The organism is Dictyoglomus sp. (assembly GCA_025060475.1).
Taxonomy (GTDB): Bacteria; Dictyoglomota; Dictyoglomia; order Dictyoglomales; family Dictyoglomaceae; genus NZ13-RE01.
Genome location: JANXBZ010000009.1, coordinates 55,134 through 71,878, shown reverse-complemented (window position 1 = coordinate 71,878; position 16,745 = coordinate 55,134). Strand labels below are relative to the sequence as shown.

General features: G+C 29.8%; 15 protein-coding genes and 1 pseudogene. 11 read left to right on the top strand and 5 right to left on the bottom strand.

Annotation, left to right across the window (positions count from 1 at the left end; translation table 11 throughout):
- Window positions 1–88 precede the first annotated feature (88 nt).
- The 4 genes and pseudogenes from NZ841_06280 (at window position 89) to NZ841_06265 (ending at window position 5,318) form a co-directional block, all read left to right on the top strand.
- Window positions 89–651: pseudogene (locus tag NZ841_06280) on the top strand (sugar nucleotide-binding protein).
- Window positions 652–1,030: 379 nt separating this feature from the next.
- Window positions 1,031–1,423 carry a YbaK/EbsC family protein gene (locus NZ841_06275; GenBank protein ID MCS7202362.1) on the top strand — a complete coding sequence of 131 codons (393 nt, stop codon included), beginning with the start codon at window positions 1,031–1,033 and terminating at the stop codon, window positions 1,421–1,423.
- Window positions 1,424–1,632: 209 nt separating this feature from the next.
- Window positions 1,633–4,875, top strand: a complete 3,243-nt coding sequence (locus tag NZ841_06270; protein MCS7202361.1) for a diguanylate cyclase — start codon at window positions 1,633–1,635, stop codon at window positions 4,873–4,875.
- Between the two features lie 2 nt (window positions 4,876–4,877).
- Window positions 4,878–5,318, top strand: coding sequence for an arsenate reductase ArsC (locus tag NZ841_06265; protein ID MCS7202360.1), 441 nt, complete (start codon window positions 4,878–4,880; stop codon window positions 5,316–5,318).
- On the opposite strand, the gene NZ841_06260 is transcribed toward NZ841_06265, so the two are convergent.
- Entirely contained in the window at window positions 5,308–5,790 is a 483-nt protein-coding gene (locus NZ841_06260) for a peroxiredoxin (GenBank protein ID MCS7202359.1), read from the bottom strand. The two genes, NZ841_06265 and NZ841_06260, sit on opposite strands and share 11 nt — an antisense overlap.
- A gap of 115 nt (window positions 5,791–5,905) precedes the next feature.
- Between NZ841_06260 and NZ841_06255 the strand changes: the two genes are divergently transcribed.
- From NZ841_06255 to NZ841_06230, 6 genes are all read left to right on the top strand, one after another.
- Window positions 5,906–7,267, top strand: coding sequence for a TldD/PmbA family protein (locus tag NZ841_06255; GenBank protein ID MCS7202358.1), 1,362 nt, complete (start codon window positions 5,906–5,908; stop codon window positions 7,265–7,267).
- Window positions 7,267–8,574 (top strand): TldD/PmbA family protein, encoded by a 1,308-nt coding sequence (locus tag NZ841_06250; protein MCS7202357.1) that lies wholly within the window; start codon window positions 7,267–7,269, stop codon window positions 8,572–8,574. Before NZ841_06255 ends, NZ841_06250 begins: the two co-directional genes overlap by 1 nt.
- A 74-nt stretch (window positions 8,575–8,648) precedes the next feature.
- A complete protein-coding gene (locus NZ841_06245) occupies window positions 8,649–8,804 on the top strand; it encodes a hypothetical protein (protein ID MCS7202356.1) in 156 nt (51 codons plus the stop codon).
- Between the two features lie 86 nt (window positions 8,805–8,890).
- Window positions 8,891–9,499: a hypothetical protein gene (locus tag NZ841_06240; protein MCS7202355.1), complete on the top strand. Its 609-nt coding sequence runs from the start codon at window positions 8,891–8,893 to the stop codon at window positions 9,497–9,499.
- Window positions 9,500–9,510: 11 nt separating this feature from the next.
- Window positions 9,511–10,053 (top strand): prepilin-type N-terminal cleavage/methylation domain-containing protein, encoded by a 543-nt coding sequence (locus tag NZ841_06235; GenBank protein MCS7202354.1) that lies wholly within the window; start codon window positions 9,511–9,513, stop codon window positions 10,051–10,053.
- Between the two features lie 46 nt (window positions 10,054–10,099).
- A complete protein-coding gene (locus tag NZ841_06230; protein ID MCS7202353.1) occupies window positions 10,100–10,726 on the top strand; it encodes a cation transporter in 627 nt (208 codons plus the stop codon).
- 9 nt (window positions 10,727–10,735) lie between these two features.
- On the opposite strand, the gene NZ841_06225 is transcribed toward NZ841_06230, so the two are convergent.
- Genes NZ841_06225 through cbiM form a run of 4 tightly spaced genes read right to left on the bottom strand, consistent with a single transcriptional unit; the run spans window position 10,736 to window position 13,265 of the window.
- Window positions 10,736–11,479 (bottom strand): energy-coupling factor ABC transporter ATP-binding protein, encoded by a 744-nt coding sequence (locus NZ841_06225; protein MCS7202352.1) that lies wholly within the window; start codon window positions 11,477–11,479, stop codon window positions 10,736–10,738.
- Window positions 11,476–12,270, bottom strand: a complete 795-nt coding sequence (cbiQ, locus tag NZ841_06220) for a cobalt ECF transporter T component CbiQ (protein ID MCS7202351.1) — start codon at window positions 12,268–12,270, stop codon at window positions 11,476–11,478. The genes NZ841_06225 and cbiQ overlap by 4 nt, the downstream gene beginning before the upstream one ends.
- 1 nt (window position 12,271) lies before the next feature.
- Window positions 12,272–12,595 (bottom strand): cobalamin biosynthesis protein, encoded by a 324-nt coding sequence (locus tag NZ841_06215; protein MCS7202350.1) that lies wholly within the window; start codon window positions 12,593–12,595, stop codon window positions 12,272–12,274.
- Entirely contained in the window at window positions 12,588–13,265 is a 678-nt protein-coding gene (gene cbiM / locus NZ841_06210; GenBank protein ID MCS7202349.1) for a cobalt transporter CbiM, read from the bottom strand. Before cbiM ends, NZ841_06215 begins: the two co-directional genes overlap by 8 nt.
- 122 nt (window positions 13,266–13,387) lie before the next feature.
- On the opposite strand from cbiM, the gene NZ841_06205 reads away from it, so the two are divergent.
- A complete protein-coding gene (locus NZ841_06205; protein MCS7202348.1) occupies window positions 13,388–16,741 on the top strand; it encodes a helicase-related protein in 3,354 nt (1,117 codons plus the stop codon).
- Window positions 16,742–16,745: the final 4 nt, after the last annotated feature.

Genomic DNA, 16,745 nt, shown 5'->3' with positions numbered 1-16,745 from the left:
ATTTAAGAGAGATCTTTAAAGATCAAGAGATCATTCCTTTGAAAAGATTATCAATTTAAAACCTGATTTAGTTATTCACCCTGCTGCCATAAGATCTCCTGATATATGCGAGGAAAATCCTGATTTAGCATGGAAAGTCAATGCCTTAGGTACTAAACATATAGCTATTTCTTGTTCTGTTTTGGATATTCCTTTAATATATATTAGTACTGATTACGTATTCTCAGGAGATAAAGATTCTCCATATATGTATTTGGAGAATATGGAAATAATGCTTTAACTCAGATTTATCAAAATTTAAAAGAAAAAAAAGAACTAAGATTTACAAACTATCATTTTGCATCCTGTACCTATGCCTATGACCTTGTTAGGAAAATAAGAGAGCTTTCAGAGAAAAAACTTTATGGTACCTATCATATTGTGAACAAGGGAACTATAACAAGATATAGTTTTGCTTGCAAAGTAGCAGAATTTTTAGGTCTCTCAAAGGAAAAAATTATTCCCATAACTCCTGAAGATTATAAAGCACCTGCAAAGAGACCATTATATTCGGTATTAAGAAATTATATTTTAGAATTATATAATATGGACGATCTTCCAAATTATGAAGATTCTTTGAGAAAAGCTGTGGAAAGTCTAGATAAATTGTAAAAATGCAATAGCAAAATGTGGGTTTCCTCAAGGTGGCTGGGTTATAAATCCCTATGTGGGATGTGCTCGTTCATGTCTTTACTGCTATGCAAGATTTATGCAGAAATAGAAAGGATTTGTAGATATCAGAAAATATCTATATTGGAACTGTAACTGATCCTTATCAACCTTTAGAAGAAAGGTATCAGCTAAAAAAAATTAGAAATATTATCAGAGTATCCTTACTAAATCTGACTTAGTTTTAAGAGATATAGACTGAAATATATACAGAAAGTTTTAATACTATCGGAGGAAATTTTACAGAGGCAGAAAAAGCTATGAGAAAGTATTATCCTCATTTACTACCAAAATGGAGTTTTATAATCTCGTCAAAGAGAATTTGGAATACTTATCAAAAAATAATTATGAATTTAAAAAATTTTCAAAATCTACCAGGACCTCAAAAGAGGCGGCAGACGCTATAGGTTGTGATGTGACTCAAATAGGAAAATCAATTATTTTTAAAGGAGAAAATTCAGAGAAACCTTATCTTGTAATTGCCAGTGGAAAAAATAGAATAAATGAAGCAGAAATATCTAAAATAGTAGGCGAACCCATAAAAAAGGGTGATGCTGAATTTGTAAAGGAAAAAACGGGATATATAATTGGGGGAGTCCCTCCTTTTGGTCATGATGAAGATTTATTTGATTATAATGAAATATGGTGCGCTGGTGGAACTCCTTTTTCTGTATTTAAAATATCTCCCGAAGAAAAAATAATTAATGTGAAATAATTTACATACTATTTTTATTGTTTAACTCGTATTTTCTCTTAAAAGGGAAACTAATAAAATATCAGATATTTAAAAACAAGATCTTATAAGTATCCTATGAAGGACTTCTCTTGAAAATCATATGGATTGTTTTAAATTAAAACTAAAGATTTGGGGGGAAGGGGACTTATGATATAATAGACTCTGAAACTTAAGTTATAACATTAAGCATGGAAGAAAGAAAAAGAATAGGAGTAATTGTAGATAATTTATATGATTATCAATGGAATATTCTTTCAGGGATATTTTCTGCAGGAGAGTATTATAATGTTGATATTTACTGCTTTACAGGAAAAACTCTAAATTCTCCTCGAGACTACGAAAAACAGGGAAATTTAATATATAACTTAGTTTCCCCAAAAAATGTAGATGGAGTAATAATATTTTCTTCTGCTTTAAGTTCCGACACTACATTGGAAGAGATAACAAAATTCTGCCAAAAATATTCCTCTCAAATTCCCACGGTAAGTATTGGGCTTCCTATAGAAGGTATTACCAGCATAATTATAGACAATGAATCAGGATTTAGAAATCTTTTATCACATTTAATTGAAGATCATGGTTATAAAAGATTTGCATTTATCACTGGTCCCCTTAACAATATGGAAGCCCAAATAAGATATAAAATATTTCTAGATACCCTAAGAAGTTATAATATTGAGATTCCTTCTCAAAATATTTTTTATGGAGATTTTATTTATAATTCTGGAAGACAAGCAGTTAAATCCTTTTTAGATGAAAGAAAGATAAATTTCGATGTTATTGTATCATCAAATGATGAGATGGCATTGGGAGCTATAGAAGAACTTAAAGAAAGGGGATATATCTTACCTGAAGATATCAAGGTAACTGGATTTGATAATATAGAAGAAGCAAGTTTCATAACCCCTCCTCTTACCACTGTTGAACAGCCTTTAAAGGATATGGGATGGAAGGCAATAGAAATTATACTTAATATGCTTTCGAAAAAAAGTTTTTCTGAAGTTGTATTTCTTCCTACTAATTTAATTATTAGAAATTCTTGCGGATGTAGCTTTCCTGCTATTGAGAGAGCAAAAATAGAGAATAAAAAAGAAATATTATTACATTCCTCTGATTTTTTAAGTTTAGAAAGAGAGTTTATCAAATATGTTGAAAATAACATAGGAAAAGTTGATGAGGGTTTTCTAGTTGAGATATATAGAAGTTTTATTTATGCTTTGGATAAAAAAGATCCTACATATTTCCTCAACACTTTAGAGAAAATTTTAAAACTAAAAGAAAAGTCTATTCCTTTTATAAATATTTTTCAGGAATATATATCTCTTCTAAGAAGATTTTTGTTTACTTATTTAGATAAAGATCAATTCTTCTTAGAGAATTTATATCATCAGGCAAGGGTTATATTAAGCGATTATGGAGAAAGAATTCAAGGTTATAGAAGAAAAAAATTGGAGGAGCAATCAGTCCTTTTAGCCAACACGGGAATAAATTTAATTTCAAGTTTTAAAATAGATAACATATTAAGACAAATAAGGGAAAATATCCCAAACTTAGGGATAAAAAGTTTTTATATAATTTTATATGACAATAGAAAACCCCATACAGCAGAATTAGTTTGTAAATACAACGGCGAAGAAAAAAGTATAACATACGATCCTTCAGAAGATATTATTCCTAGGGAAATACTTCCCAAAAAAAGAGTTACTTTTATGATAGAACCTCTTTATTATCAGGAAAATTATTTTGGCTACGCCCTTTTTGAATTGGGTCCCCAACTAGGGATAGTATATGAAATTTTGAGAACTCAAATAAGTGCAGGAATTCAAGGAGCATTACTTTTTGAAGAAAGGGAAAAATATGAGAAAGAACTTGAAGAGTATATCAATGAACTTTCTATATTAAATGAGATAGGCAGTACAATTACTTCTTCTATAGAATTGGAAGTAATTTTTAATCTTATTTCTAAAGAGATTCCTAAGCTTTTTGATTTTTCCGCTTTTTACTTAATTTTGTGTAATGGTTCCTGTGGCGAAAAACTTGAGATTGTTTCTAAAAATATTCGAGATGAAAAGGAAAAATTAACAAAGAAAGATAAATCGATAATTTTGGATGCCTTAAAAAATAGAACCTACATTTTTAAGAAAAATCTAAGAGGAAAAACAAAATCTTTTTTGTGCATCCCAATAATCTCAGGAAAAAAATCTATTGGAGCTTTAGTTCTAAAACATAATACTCAAAGAGAAATATATTCAGATAAAAGTATAAGTCTATTGACCACTATATCCCATTTCCTTTCTATTGCTATTGAGAACGCTCGTCTCTTTCAAGAAACTAAAAAACTTGCTACTATTGATCCACTAACGGGAATCTTCAATAGAAGAGCTTTAGAAGAAAATTTTGAAAAAGAGATTTTAAGAATTCAAAGATATCCTCATCCTCTTTCTGTTATTATTATTGATGTTGATGATTTTAAATTGTTTAATGACACCTATGGACATACTTTTGGCGATGAAGTACTAAAAGAGCTTGCCAGTTTAATTAAAAAATCCTGTAGAAGAATTGATATTGTTGGAAGATATGGGGGAGATGAGTTTGCTATTATACTCCCCGAAACTCCTTTGGAAGGAGCAGTAAAAGTTGCTGAAAGAATTTTAAAAAAATTAAAAGAAAAATCTGTAATAACTCCTAATAACGAGAAGATACCTATAAAAATAAGTTTAGGTATTGCCTCTTACCCTACTGATACCGATGATCCTCGTAAATTATTAACCTTAGCGGATACTGCTATGTATAAAGCAAAAACTTTAGGTGGAGAGCAATATATCACTATATCTTCTCAAGCAAAAATTCCAGAAAAAGCAGTTCAAGTTCCCAATTTTGATGTATTTTTAGGATTAATTACAGCTATCGACAACAAGGATAATTATACCTTTGTACACTCTCAAGATGTGGCAAAGTATGCAGTAAAGATTGGCAAGAAATTGGGACTTTCCAAAGAAGATTTAGAAGTTTTAGATCTTGCAGGAAAACTTCATGATATAGGAAAGATAGGAATTCCTTCCAATATACTTAGAAAACCAGGCTCCTTAGATGAGGAGGAATGGCAAATTATAAAGGAACATCCCAAATTAGGCTATCTAATTTTAAATCAGTTACCAAAAATGGAAAAATTATTACAGGCAATCTTGTATCATCATGAAAGATATGATGGAAAAGGATATCCTCAAAGTTTAAAGGGAGAAGAAATACCAATTTTAGCAAGAATTCTTGCTATAGCGGATGCATACTCCGCAATGAAATCAGATAGACCATATAGAAAAGCTTTATCTAAAAAGGAGATAATAAGAGAAATTAAAAACAATATGGGAAAACAGTTTGATCCTGAAATATCTCAAAAGTTTCTTGAAATCTTAAAAGAAGGAGTTGAATAGATATGAAAAAGGTTCTTTTTATATGCACCCATAATTCTGCAAGATCTCAAATGGCAGAAGGCCTAATGAATGCTTTGTATAAAGATAAATTTTTAGCTTTTTCTGCAGGAACAGATCCAAAAGGGGTGAATCCCTTAGCAATTGAGGTAATGAAGGAAATAGGAATAGATATCTCCCATCATAGAAGTAAAAGCATAGAAGAATTCAGGGGAGAAAGCTTTGATTATGTAGTTACTGTTTGTGATAGTGCAAAGGAAAAATGTCCATTCTTTCCAGGAGGGAAAAAATATATACATAAAGGATTTATGGATCCTTCAAGCTTTGAAGGGTCCTATGAGGAAAAATTGGAAATATTTAGAAAAGTTAGAGATGAGATAAAAAAATGGCTTGAAGAATACTTTATTGAGAATAAAGAGGAAGGAATAGAATTTTTTACACGTTAGACTTCCTTTCCTCTAAGAATTTTATTATCTCTTCTATATCAGGAAGTTCTCTTATAGGATAAACCTTAAAGAATATTATCTTTCCTTCCTCATCTATAATTATATTAGCTCTTTCAGAAAATCCTTCCTTTTCCCTAAAAATATCATACTTTTTAGCTACTTCTCCATGGGGCCAGAAATCTGAAAGAATCTTTAAATTTTTAAGTCCTAAACTTTCTGCCCATGCTTTTTTAGAGGGTACAGGATCTACACTTAATCCCACAGGTATCGTATTCAAATCCAAGAATCTTTGATAGTTCTCTTCCAAAGAGAGCATCTGTTTTCCACAGATAGAGGTCCAAGCTAAAGGATGAAAGGATAAAAGAACCTTTTTCCCTTTATATTTTGAAAGATCAAAATCCTCTCCCAATTGATCCTTAAGCACAAAAAGAGGAGAAGTTTTTCCTAAAATTTCCTCTTTTATTCCCTGCATGGCATCCTCCTCATAATATCATTTAAAATATTTTAGCATAGATTTTTATATTGAAATAATAAAAATTTTTATGTAAAGTTAAAACATAAGGAAATATAAATACGGAGGTTTAAATATGTTTGATATTCTTAAAAATATAATTTCCAAAATAGATGCAGATTATGTAGACTTAAGATATGAAATCATGAGAGAAACAAAGATTATATTAAACGGAAGAGAGATTTACCAGATCGGTACAAACACAGGAGATGGCTTTGTATTAAGAGTTTTAAAAAATGGTGGTTTTTCCTCTATTTCCTTTACAAAAAAGGAAGATGCAGAAAAAGCTATTAAAACAGTATTAGAAAATGTTAATCTCATGGCAAAAAGCACTAAAAAACCAGTAAGATTTGCAAAAGCAGAAGTTATAAAAGATACTTTTATTCCACCTTTGAGAGAAGACCCAAGGAATATTTCTATAGAAGAGAAACTAGAAATTGTTAAGAATTATAACAATATTCCTCTAAAACATGAAAATGTAACTACTAATATCCAATATACAGAAGTTATTAGGGAAAAATACTTTATTAACTCTGAAGGAACAGAGATAAGAGAAGATTTAATTACTACAAATATATATGGAAGCATCATAAGTTATGAAGGGAATGTGGTTCAAAATGTAAGAGTTGGAATTGGGGGAAGTGATGGCTTTTATAAATTAAGAAATAGGGAAGAAGAATTTGAAAAAAAGACAAAACTTGTATTGGATCTTTTAAAGGCAGAACCAGTAAAAGGCGGAGTTTATAATGTGATACTTAACCCTAATCTTACTGGGGTCTTTACCCATGAAGCCTTTGGACATTTCTCTGAGGCAGATTTGATTGAGGATGTTCCCTCTATGAGGGAAAGGATGAAGATAGGAGCCCAGCTTGGTAATGAAATTTTGACAATAATAGATGACCCCACAATGCCTAATCAATTAGGATTTTATAAATATGATGATGAAGGGGTAAGAGCAAGAAGAACCTATCTTCTTAAAAATGGTGTTCTCGTAGGAAGACTCCATTCAAGAAGAACGGCAGAGGAGTTTGGAGAATCCCTTACAGGTCATTGTGTAGCAGAAGATTACAGATATCCTCCCATTATTAGAATGGGGAATATATTTATAGAACCTGGAAACTCAACCTTTGAAGAACTTTTAGAAAAATTAGGAGATGGTCTTTACATTTTGGATTCAAAAGGTGGACAAACAGCAGGAGAGAATTTTACCTTTGGAGCCCAGTATGCCTATGAGGTTAAAAATGGGAAAATTGGAAAACTTCTAAGGGATATAAATATCTCTGGAAATCTTTATCAAACTTTAAAAGATATCTATGGCATTGGAAATGATTTTGTTTTAGGAGAGGTAGGAGGATGTGGAAAGGGACAGCTTAATATTCGTTCCTCCTATGGTGGTCCCCATATTCTTATTAAGAATGTGGTTGTAGGAGGTGTGTAATGATAGAAAAATTAATGGAAATCGCAAGAAAATACTGTGATGAAGTGGAAATTTATGAAGTAGATTATACTGCGGACGGAGTTTCCTTCGAGAATGGAATATTGAAGGAAATTGATAGTACAATCCAATCAGGAATTAGTTTAAGAATAATAAAAGAAGGAAAGTTAGGTTTTGCATATACAAAAAATCTTATAGATCCTGAAGATCTAGTTAAAAATGCCTTAGATTCATTAAAGGGAGAAGTAGAGGCAAAATTCAGTTTTCCATATTCCAAAGATATTATAAATCTTAATACTTATGATCCTGAAATAGAAAATTTAAATAATTCCAAGTTAGTTGAAGAGTGCAAAAGAATTTCTGAGATTTTATCAGAAGCTACAAAAACCCAAGTAAATGTTAGTGCAGTTAAGAATATCGTTAATATAAGATTGATGAATAGTACTGGGACAAATCTTTCCACAAAAATCTCTAAATATCAATGTTTTGCAAGTGCAATGTATCCTGGATCTTATTCAGCAGTTTATAAAGTCATAGTAGATAAGAAGTTTAGAGAATTTTCTAAGGAAGATTTTAATTATATTATAAATCTATTTAATAGCTCTAAAAAGGAAGTAAAAACAAAAGGTGGAAAGATTAAAACCCTTTTCCTTTCAAATTCTCTTTATGTTTTAATCTGGAGATTTATATATGCGACCAATGGAAAATATATATATCAAAAAACATCCCCTCTAATAAATAAAATAGGAGAAAAGATTTTCGATTCCTCAATTACTATATATGATGATCCTTTAAATGACAATTTCCCCGATGCAAGAAGCTTTGATGATGAAGGTGTTCCTTGTAGATATTTTCCCCTTGTAGAAAATGGAGTTTTAAAAAACTTTTACTATGATCTTTATTATGCAGGAAAAATGAATGTAAATTCTACAGGTCATGGATATAAAACCTGGGAAAGAGATATAGTAAGAGCAACACCCTCTCCTTCTTTAGAACATCTTTTTGTAAAGCCTGGCGATAAATCCTTGGAAGATTTGATAAAACTTATGGATAGAGGAATAATTGTTGCAGATGTCTTGGGAGCCCATAGCGGGAATATTCCCAATGGAGATTTTTCTGTGGGGCTTTCTCCTGGTTTATATGTAGAAAATGGAGAAATTGTAGGTCATGTAAAGGATGCTATGGTAGCTGGAAATATCTATGAGGTAATGAAAAATGTTATAGGAATAGAAAATCAAGTTTATCCAGCCTATATGGGAACCTTTCCCTCGATTCTTTTTGAGAATGTTAGTTTTGCAGTAAAAGAATAATACGAATTTTTAAAAAGTGTGATGTAAATCACATTTTTAAACCTCCTTATAATTAACTATAAGGAGGTTCTTCCATGAGAAAACTTACCCCAAATAAGGCAGTTTCACAATCAATATTAACAGTACAAGAAGCCTATAACAGTATAAAAAACTTTAAAAGCTTCGTAGCTCAAATAAGATCAGCGTCTTCTTCAAAACTTGATAGTTTGAAACAATATCTTTTTGCATAATGAAAGCTGTGATAATAACTTTAAAATATTTTTGTTAATTTTCAAGATATGTTATAATTTTTTAAAAAATTAAATGAGGTGAAATAATGAAAGATTATAAGAAAATATTCTTTTTTGTAATCTTTTTCTTTTTTTTAAATACAATAAGCCTTAGTACTTATCGAGAACCTGATGCAAGTATTGTGATAAGTCAAGAAACTTTAAATAAATTTTTATTAGCAATAGGAGAAATTAAAAACAGTGGATCTTTTAATATATCAGGAATAAAAGGAGACTACAATTGGATAGTTAAGAATCCTAAAATTATCATTAGTAAAGATAGGGCAAGATTTCAAGCTGATATCTTAATCTCATTAAAACTTCCTCCTATTAGTTATTCAACTCCTGCTTATGGAGATGTTTCAATAAAATACAGTCCTGAGGACAATAAAATATATGTAAAGGTAGAAAAGGTAGCTTTTGAAATAAGCTTTAATATATTAGGAAATAAAATTACAGTAGGAGAAGTTGATATTTCCAAATTTTATCAAATCTCCTTCACTTTTCCAGGTCCAAAACCCTTTGAATCTATATCTGAAGTAAGCATGCCCGATGGAAGCAAGAAAAAAATCAAAATTGAAAGTATACCCATAATAACCCTTGATGATAGTAAAATTATTGTAGGATCAACTATTAACTTTAATCCCATTAAGTAGTATTTAAAAAAATGAAAAATAAAAAAGGTTTTACATTAACAGAATTATTAATTTTTATATTAATAACAGGAATAATTATAACAATTACTATTCCAATTTACTGGAGATCCCTAGAAGAAGCCAAAAAAAATTCTCAACATAGTAATATAGATATCTTTACAAAGAGAATAGAATATTTTGCGCTTAAAAATGGAAGATATCCAACCCCTCAAGAATTCACAAATATTTTAAATGATTCTAACTATTTTTCTGAAATTCCTAAATGTTCCTATAATGGAAAAAGTTATACCCTTGCCATAAGTTTAAGTAATTTTAGAAATGCTATGCAAAACAATAATTTTAATAACGCAAATATCTTATACTACGAAGCAAGCCAAAAAACTTATACTCTATGGTATTACCCTCCTAGATTCTATATAGGAAATAAAATAACCAAAATTTTTCATTATCCATGGTGCTGGACCCTTCCTTCTCCTGTGAATCAAATATTATTACCTTCTCGGGAAGAAGCGATAGAAAAGAGCTTTACTTCTTGTAGTAATTGCAAACCCTAATTAGAAATTATTAGAAAATAGTATTGATTAAATGAGGGAATAAAATATGAAAGATAAAGAATTATGGAAATTTGCTTTAGTTCTATCTTTATTTACTATTTTTTATAATATCCTAGAAGGTCTTTTCTCAGTATATTTTGGAGCCAAAGATGAGACGCTAGCTCTTTTTGGCTTCGGAATTGATTCTTTCATTGAAGTCTTGTCTGGCCTTGGAATTTTTTACATGATAATTAGAACTTTAAGAAATAAAGAGAGAAATTTTAATTTTGAGAAAGTTGCTTTAAAAACTACAGGAACATCTTTTTATATCCTCTCTATAGGATTAACTTTATCAGTTTTTGTAAATTTAGTGATTGGAAATAAACCTGAAACTACTTTTTGGGGGATTATTATATCGATAATTTCTATAATAGTCATGTATATACTTATAAAATTAAAGTTATATGTGGGCAAGAAACTTAACTCTGACGCTATAATTGCTGATGCCTATTGCACAAAAACCTGTTTATATTTGTCTTTTATACTCCTTCTTTCCAGTTTACTTTATGAATCTTTAAAAATAAGTTATATAGATTCTATAGGAGCATTAGGAATTTCTTATTTTTCTTTTAAGGAAGGTAAAGAATCTTTTGAAAAAGCATCTAAAGAATATTGTGAGTGTGAATTGGATTAGTTGTACTTTTTATATCAAATTAACTTCCTCTAAAAATTTCTTGTCCCACAATATTTCCTCTACTTTTCCATATCTTTTTATTCTTTTATCTTCTCCAAGAATATAAACTTTTTCTGCCAATTCAGATATTATATTTAAATCGTGAGTAGCTATTATTGTTGTTTTGTTCTCAGACTGCAATTCTTTTACGTATTTAATAAGTTCTCTCTTACTTCTTGGATCAAGTTCATTAGTAGGTTCATCAAGAAGAATTACTGAAGGTTCTATCACAAGCAAAGACGCAAGAGCTACTTTTTTCTTTTCTCCCTCGCTAAGTTGAAAGGGAGCTCTATCTAAAAGATGAGTTATTCTAAAGAATTCAGATATTTTTCTTATCTTTTCTTCTATTTCCTCTTTTTTATATCCGAGTTGAATTAAGCTAAGAGCTATTTCATCTTCTACTCTGGGAGAAAAAAGTTGAGCATCTACATTCTGGAACAGAAGTACTACATTTTTTCTGAAAAATTTATTGAAATCATGATTATTAAAAGTTTTTTCAGTTATTCTTTGAGAAAAAGCAAAAAAATTTCCTTCTTTAGGGTATAGAAGTCCATCAAGAATTTTTAATAGAGTAGACTTTCCAGAACCATTGGGACCAAGTATACATATTTTTTCACCCTTATAAATTTCTAGACTTATAGAAGAAAGGGCAACTTTATGATCAAGATAATAATAACTAACATTTTCCAATTTAAAAATTAATTCTTCTTTCATATTTTTATTCCTTCGAAAATCAAAAAAAGAATCAATATAATAAATATTACAGAAATTAAAATAACAATATCTCTCATGGAAATTTTACTTTCAAAGGAAAAGGAAAAATCCTTTGTTATACCCCGAGAAAGCATACCTTGATAAACTTCCTTAGAAAGTTCATGACTTTTTATTGCCATAATGCCAATGCTATTTGCCGTAAAACTATGCTCCCTTTTTAGATTTATTTTTATTGTTCTACTTTTTTTAGCAAAATATAAATCCTCTCCTATTTTTAAGAGAAGAAATATATATCTGTAGGTTATAGCAATTATTGTTATGATAAGAGATGGAATACCAATCCCTCTTAATCCTGATAAGATTTTTATCCATGAAGTAGAAAGAATTAAAAGTCTTATATAAGAAATAGATGTGGCAACTCTTAGTACAAACCTTAAAGCATTTAATAGCCCTTCCCTTGTAAAACCAAAGGAAAAATTCAGAGGATTAATAAAAGCTGTGGGAAGGGCAATAATAAGTGTAAAGATAGGAATAAATATCCATGTGGTTCTTAATAAGTTTCTTACCCCAATTTTTCCTAAATATCCTATAATTATACTTAATAAATAAAAAGCTATGATTAATTCAATCCTTTGCAAAAGACTAATAATTATAAGAATAAAAAGAAGAATGACAATTTTTATCCTTTCATTTATACTACATAAAAAGGATTCTTTTTTTTCTTCAAAAAGAAGAAAAGACTTTAATACTTTATTAAACTCATCTAAGGTCTTGTCTATAAAGTTACCCATTTTATTTATTCTTTACTGCAATCTTTCCCAATAAGTACGTTACTAATACTACTATACCTACACCTATTAGTCCAGTAATTATATATCCTAGGGATTGTTCCAATAAACCCGCCTCTTCCCAAATTTTTAAATTATAATCTGGAAACAATGGTTTTCCTAATTTTTCTAATTTTTCAAGACCTTCAGGTACATAGCCAATAAATTCTTTAATCTCCTCCGAACTCCATTCTCCCCATGCAGCACCAGCATTAAATAGATATGGAAGAATTATTCCCAAAGGAGATAATATCACTAATATTATTATGCCTTTCCATAATTTATACATTTTCCCACTCCTTTATCATATTTGTTTTTATAAGATAACTTAAAACAAGAACAGTAATGATAGCTTCTATAAAACCAAAAAGAAAAAGATGTTCTATCATCATAGCAGGTATTGTAACATGTAAGGGATAGGGGCAATAAAGAGGCTTTCCATCACTTGCCTTTGAAATATATGGCTGAATTCCAAGCATAAAAGCTGTTGCTAAAGCTGCCATATTCAATCCTACATACGCTCCTATTCCCGCAGAAATTAATCCTTTTTTAGAGTTTAATGGTTCTTTACCCTTTAAAATATTATAAACAAAATATCCTGCAAAAGGCATAATTATCCCTAAGTTGAAGCAATTTGCAGCAATAGCTGTTATTCCACCATCGCCAAATATTAGTGCCTGAATTATTAAAACAATGGATATTATAATAGAAGTCGTCCATGGACCTAAAAGAATAGAGAGTAATACGCCCCCTACTGCATGCCCTGTGGTTCCTCCAGGTATAGGTATATTAAACATCATAATTACAAAAGAAAAGGCGGCACCAAGAGCTATAAGTGGAATTTGTTTTATTCTAAGATTTTTCTTGATATAATTGTAAGCTTTTATCCAAAAAGGAGTCATTACTACAAACAAGCTTCCGTAGGTCTGAGGTCCCAAATATCCATCAGGTATATGCATTTTAAATACCTCCTTTACATGGTAACACTTTTTCCAAAAATTATAACACAAAAATGTATGTTAAAACACTACTCTTTATAGTTGAAGATTGTTCCAAGAAATTGTAAAATTTTTATAAAATTATGAGTGTATTTATAACTAATTCCGAAGAAAAATCTTTAAAGAAGAGACTAAAAGAGCTCATATATAAGAGTGAAGAATTAAAATTTCTTGTTGGCTTTTTTTATTTTTCAGGGGTAAAGGAAATATATGAGACTTTAAGAAAATTAGATGAAGAAGGAAGATTGAGAAAAGGACATATTAAGATTCTTGTAGGATTAGATATAGATGAGGGAATTTGGGGAATTTATGAAAATGCTATTAAGGAATATATATTTAATATCAATAAAGTTAAGGAAAAATTATTTACATCTTTAAGAAAAGCTTTCAATTCTAAAGATTTAGATAATATTGAGGTTTACGAGCAAGCTAATTTTTATATAAAACTCTTAAAGGAAGAGAAACTAATACTTAAAAAAACCTTAGAACCTAATCATGCTAAACTTTACCTTTTCAAAATGGATGATTCAGTAAAAACTATAATTCCTAATCTTTTTATCACAGGAAGTAGTAATCTTACTAAAGCAGGCATTGAATCTCAGGATGAATTTAATGTAGAAGTAAAGGATTATGGATTTGAGGAGGCAGAAAGATACTTCGATGAACTTTGGAATAAAGCTATAGATTTAACAGAAGAAGATATAAACAGAGTAATACATGTTATAAAAAAGGAAGGACTGCTTAGAGAAATTTCTCCCTTTGCCGCTTATGTATATTTATTAAAAACTTACCTTGAGCTTCATAAAGGAAAAATAATAAAGAGAGAACTAGAAGATTTAATGATAGAAAAGGGCTACAAACCTTATAACTATCAATTGGAAGCTGTAGCTCAAGCTCTTGCAAATTGTGAGGCTCATGGAGGAACAATAATAGCTGACGTAGTTGGGCTCGGAAAAACTGTAATCGCTTGTCTTGTGGCAAAGTCCTTAGGGAAAAGAGGTATTGTCATATGTCCTCCCCATCTTGTAGGAGATGAGAATAAAACTTCAGGTTGGAGAAAATATCTTGAAGATTTTAAATTATATGACTGGGAGGTAAGATCCTTAGGAAAATTAGAAGAAGTTCTTGAATTTGTAAAAGATAAAGAAGATATACAGGTAATAATAGTAGATGAAGCTCATCGTTTCAGAAATGAAGATACTCAAAGTTATCAGTACCTAAAGGAGATATGTAGGGGAAAAACAGTAATACTGTTAACTGCTACTCCTTTTAATAATAGACCTTCTGATCTATTTTCTCTTCTAAAACTTTTTACAGTTCCTAGAAGATCTTCCATAGTATTGGATGAAGATCTGGAAGGAAAATTTAATTTTTATCAAATATATTTTTATAGGCTTGCTTATATAAAAAATTATTGGAATTCAAGGGATAGAAAAAGAAAAAAAAGAGCAGAAAGATATTATCAAGAAATTTTTAGAGAAGACAAAATAGAGATAAGTAAAGTAAAATTTCTTACAAAGAAACTTGCTGAAGAAATCAGAGCCACTCTAGAACCTGTAGTTATAAGAAGAAATAGGCTTGATTTAAAATACTATGGGGAAAAAATAGATCTTCCTGAGGTAAAAGATCCCATAGAATGTTTTTTTGAACTCACAAAAGAAGAGTCAGAATTTTACGATGAGGTAATAAAAACCTTTGCTCCTTTGGAAGAAGGAGGAATATTTAAAGGTGCAATTTATTTTCCTGCTCGCTATGAGGAAACTGAACAAGAATCTTTATTAGAGGAAATATATGAAGGTAAAATTTCCCGCGAGGAACAATTTTTATACACTTATCAAAGAAATTTATATGATTTCATGAGAAGGCTACTTGTGAAAAGATTTGAAAGTAGTTTTGGAGCATTTAAAGAAAGTATTGAAAGATTTAGAGATGTGCATGAAACTGCTCTTGATTTTGTAAGAAAGACAAATAAATTCATTTTAGATAGAAAACTAATGGATGATCTTATAACTGCAGATCCAGATGCTATTCTCGAAGAATTAAGAAAATATGAGGAAGATTTAAAAAATAAAAATATAAACAGTAAATATTATAAAGTATATGATTTAGATAAATTTAAAGAAAAAACTAAATTTATAGCTGATATAGAAAACGATCTTAGTTTATTCAATGGATTAATTGAAAAGATTAAAAATCTTAAATTGTTAGAAAAAGATCCAAAGTCAGAAAAACTTATAGAAGAAATAAGATTTTACCTTCTTAAAAACAGAAAGGTGGTTATATTTACGGAATATCTAGATACTGCCATATATATAAAAAATATTCTAGAAAAGCATTTTCAAGACATTCTTCTTACTGCTTATGGTGATCTGAGCAGAAGAACAATCGAGGATATATACAAGAATTTTGATGCCCAGTACAAAAATCAAGAAGATAGGTATTACATATTGTTAACTACTGATAAACTTTCTGAAGGATTTAATTTAAACAGAGCTGGAGTTGTAATAAACTATGACATACCCTGGAATCCTGTAAGGGTAATCCAAAGAGTGGGAAGGATAAATAGGATCGGAAAAAAAGTATATGATGAGATATATATACTAAACTTTTTCCCCACAGAAAAAGGGGCAGATATAGTAAAATCAAAAGAAATTGCTCAGACAAAGATGTTTATGATTCACCATGTACTGGGAGAAGATGCAAAAATCTTTGATCCTGACGAAGAACCACAGCCTGCGGAACTTTATAGAAGGCTAAATACTTATATGGACGATGAAGAGGAGAGTTTCTTTACCACAATCAGGAAACAATATGAAAATATAGAAAAAGCTTATCCTGATATTATAGAAGAGATAAAAAATATGCCAGTAAGGGTTAAAGTAGCTAAAAAGGGAGATAAGGACGAGTTATTGGTATTTATAAAGAAAAACAAAGACCTATTTGTAGGTTATAAGGATTATCTTGAGAAGCAACCAATCTCCTCTACTTTCGAAGAAGTATACGAAAAAATCATAGCAGATAAAGATGAAAAAAGTTTACCATTGAGTGAAAATTTCTGGAGAAATTACCAATTAACTTTAGATAAAACAGCTTACAAGAGGCTTTACATCCCTAAAGGGAAAAGCTTAAGAGATAAAGCCTTTAACCTACTTAATTTCCTTTTACAGGAATGGGGAGGAAAAGAAAATAATCTCATAAGGCCTTATGAAAAGTTTATCTCAAATTTACTTGAGGATATTAGGAGTTTCGGTACTTTGTCAGACTTTACTTTATCTCAGATTGTAGAAATGGAAAAAATGAGCATTGAAGAAAAAATAAAAAGATTAGAAGAATTAAAAGATATTATAGGAGAGGACTTTTTGGAGAAGATAGATTTGAAGAATCATGCAGAGGAAGTTATAATAGCTATAGAAAATAGAAAAATACAAAATTCTTAAGAAA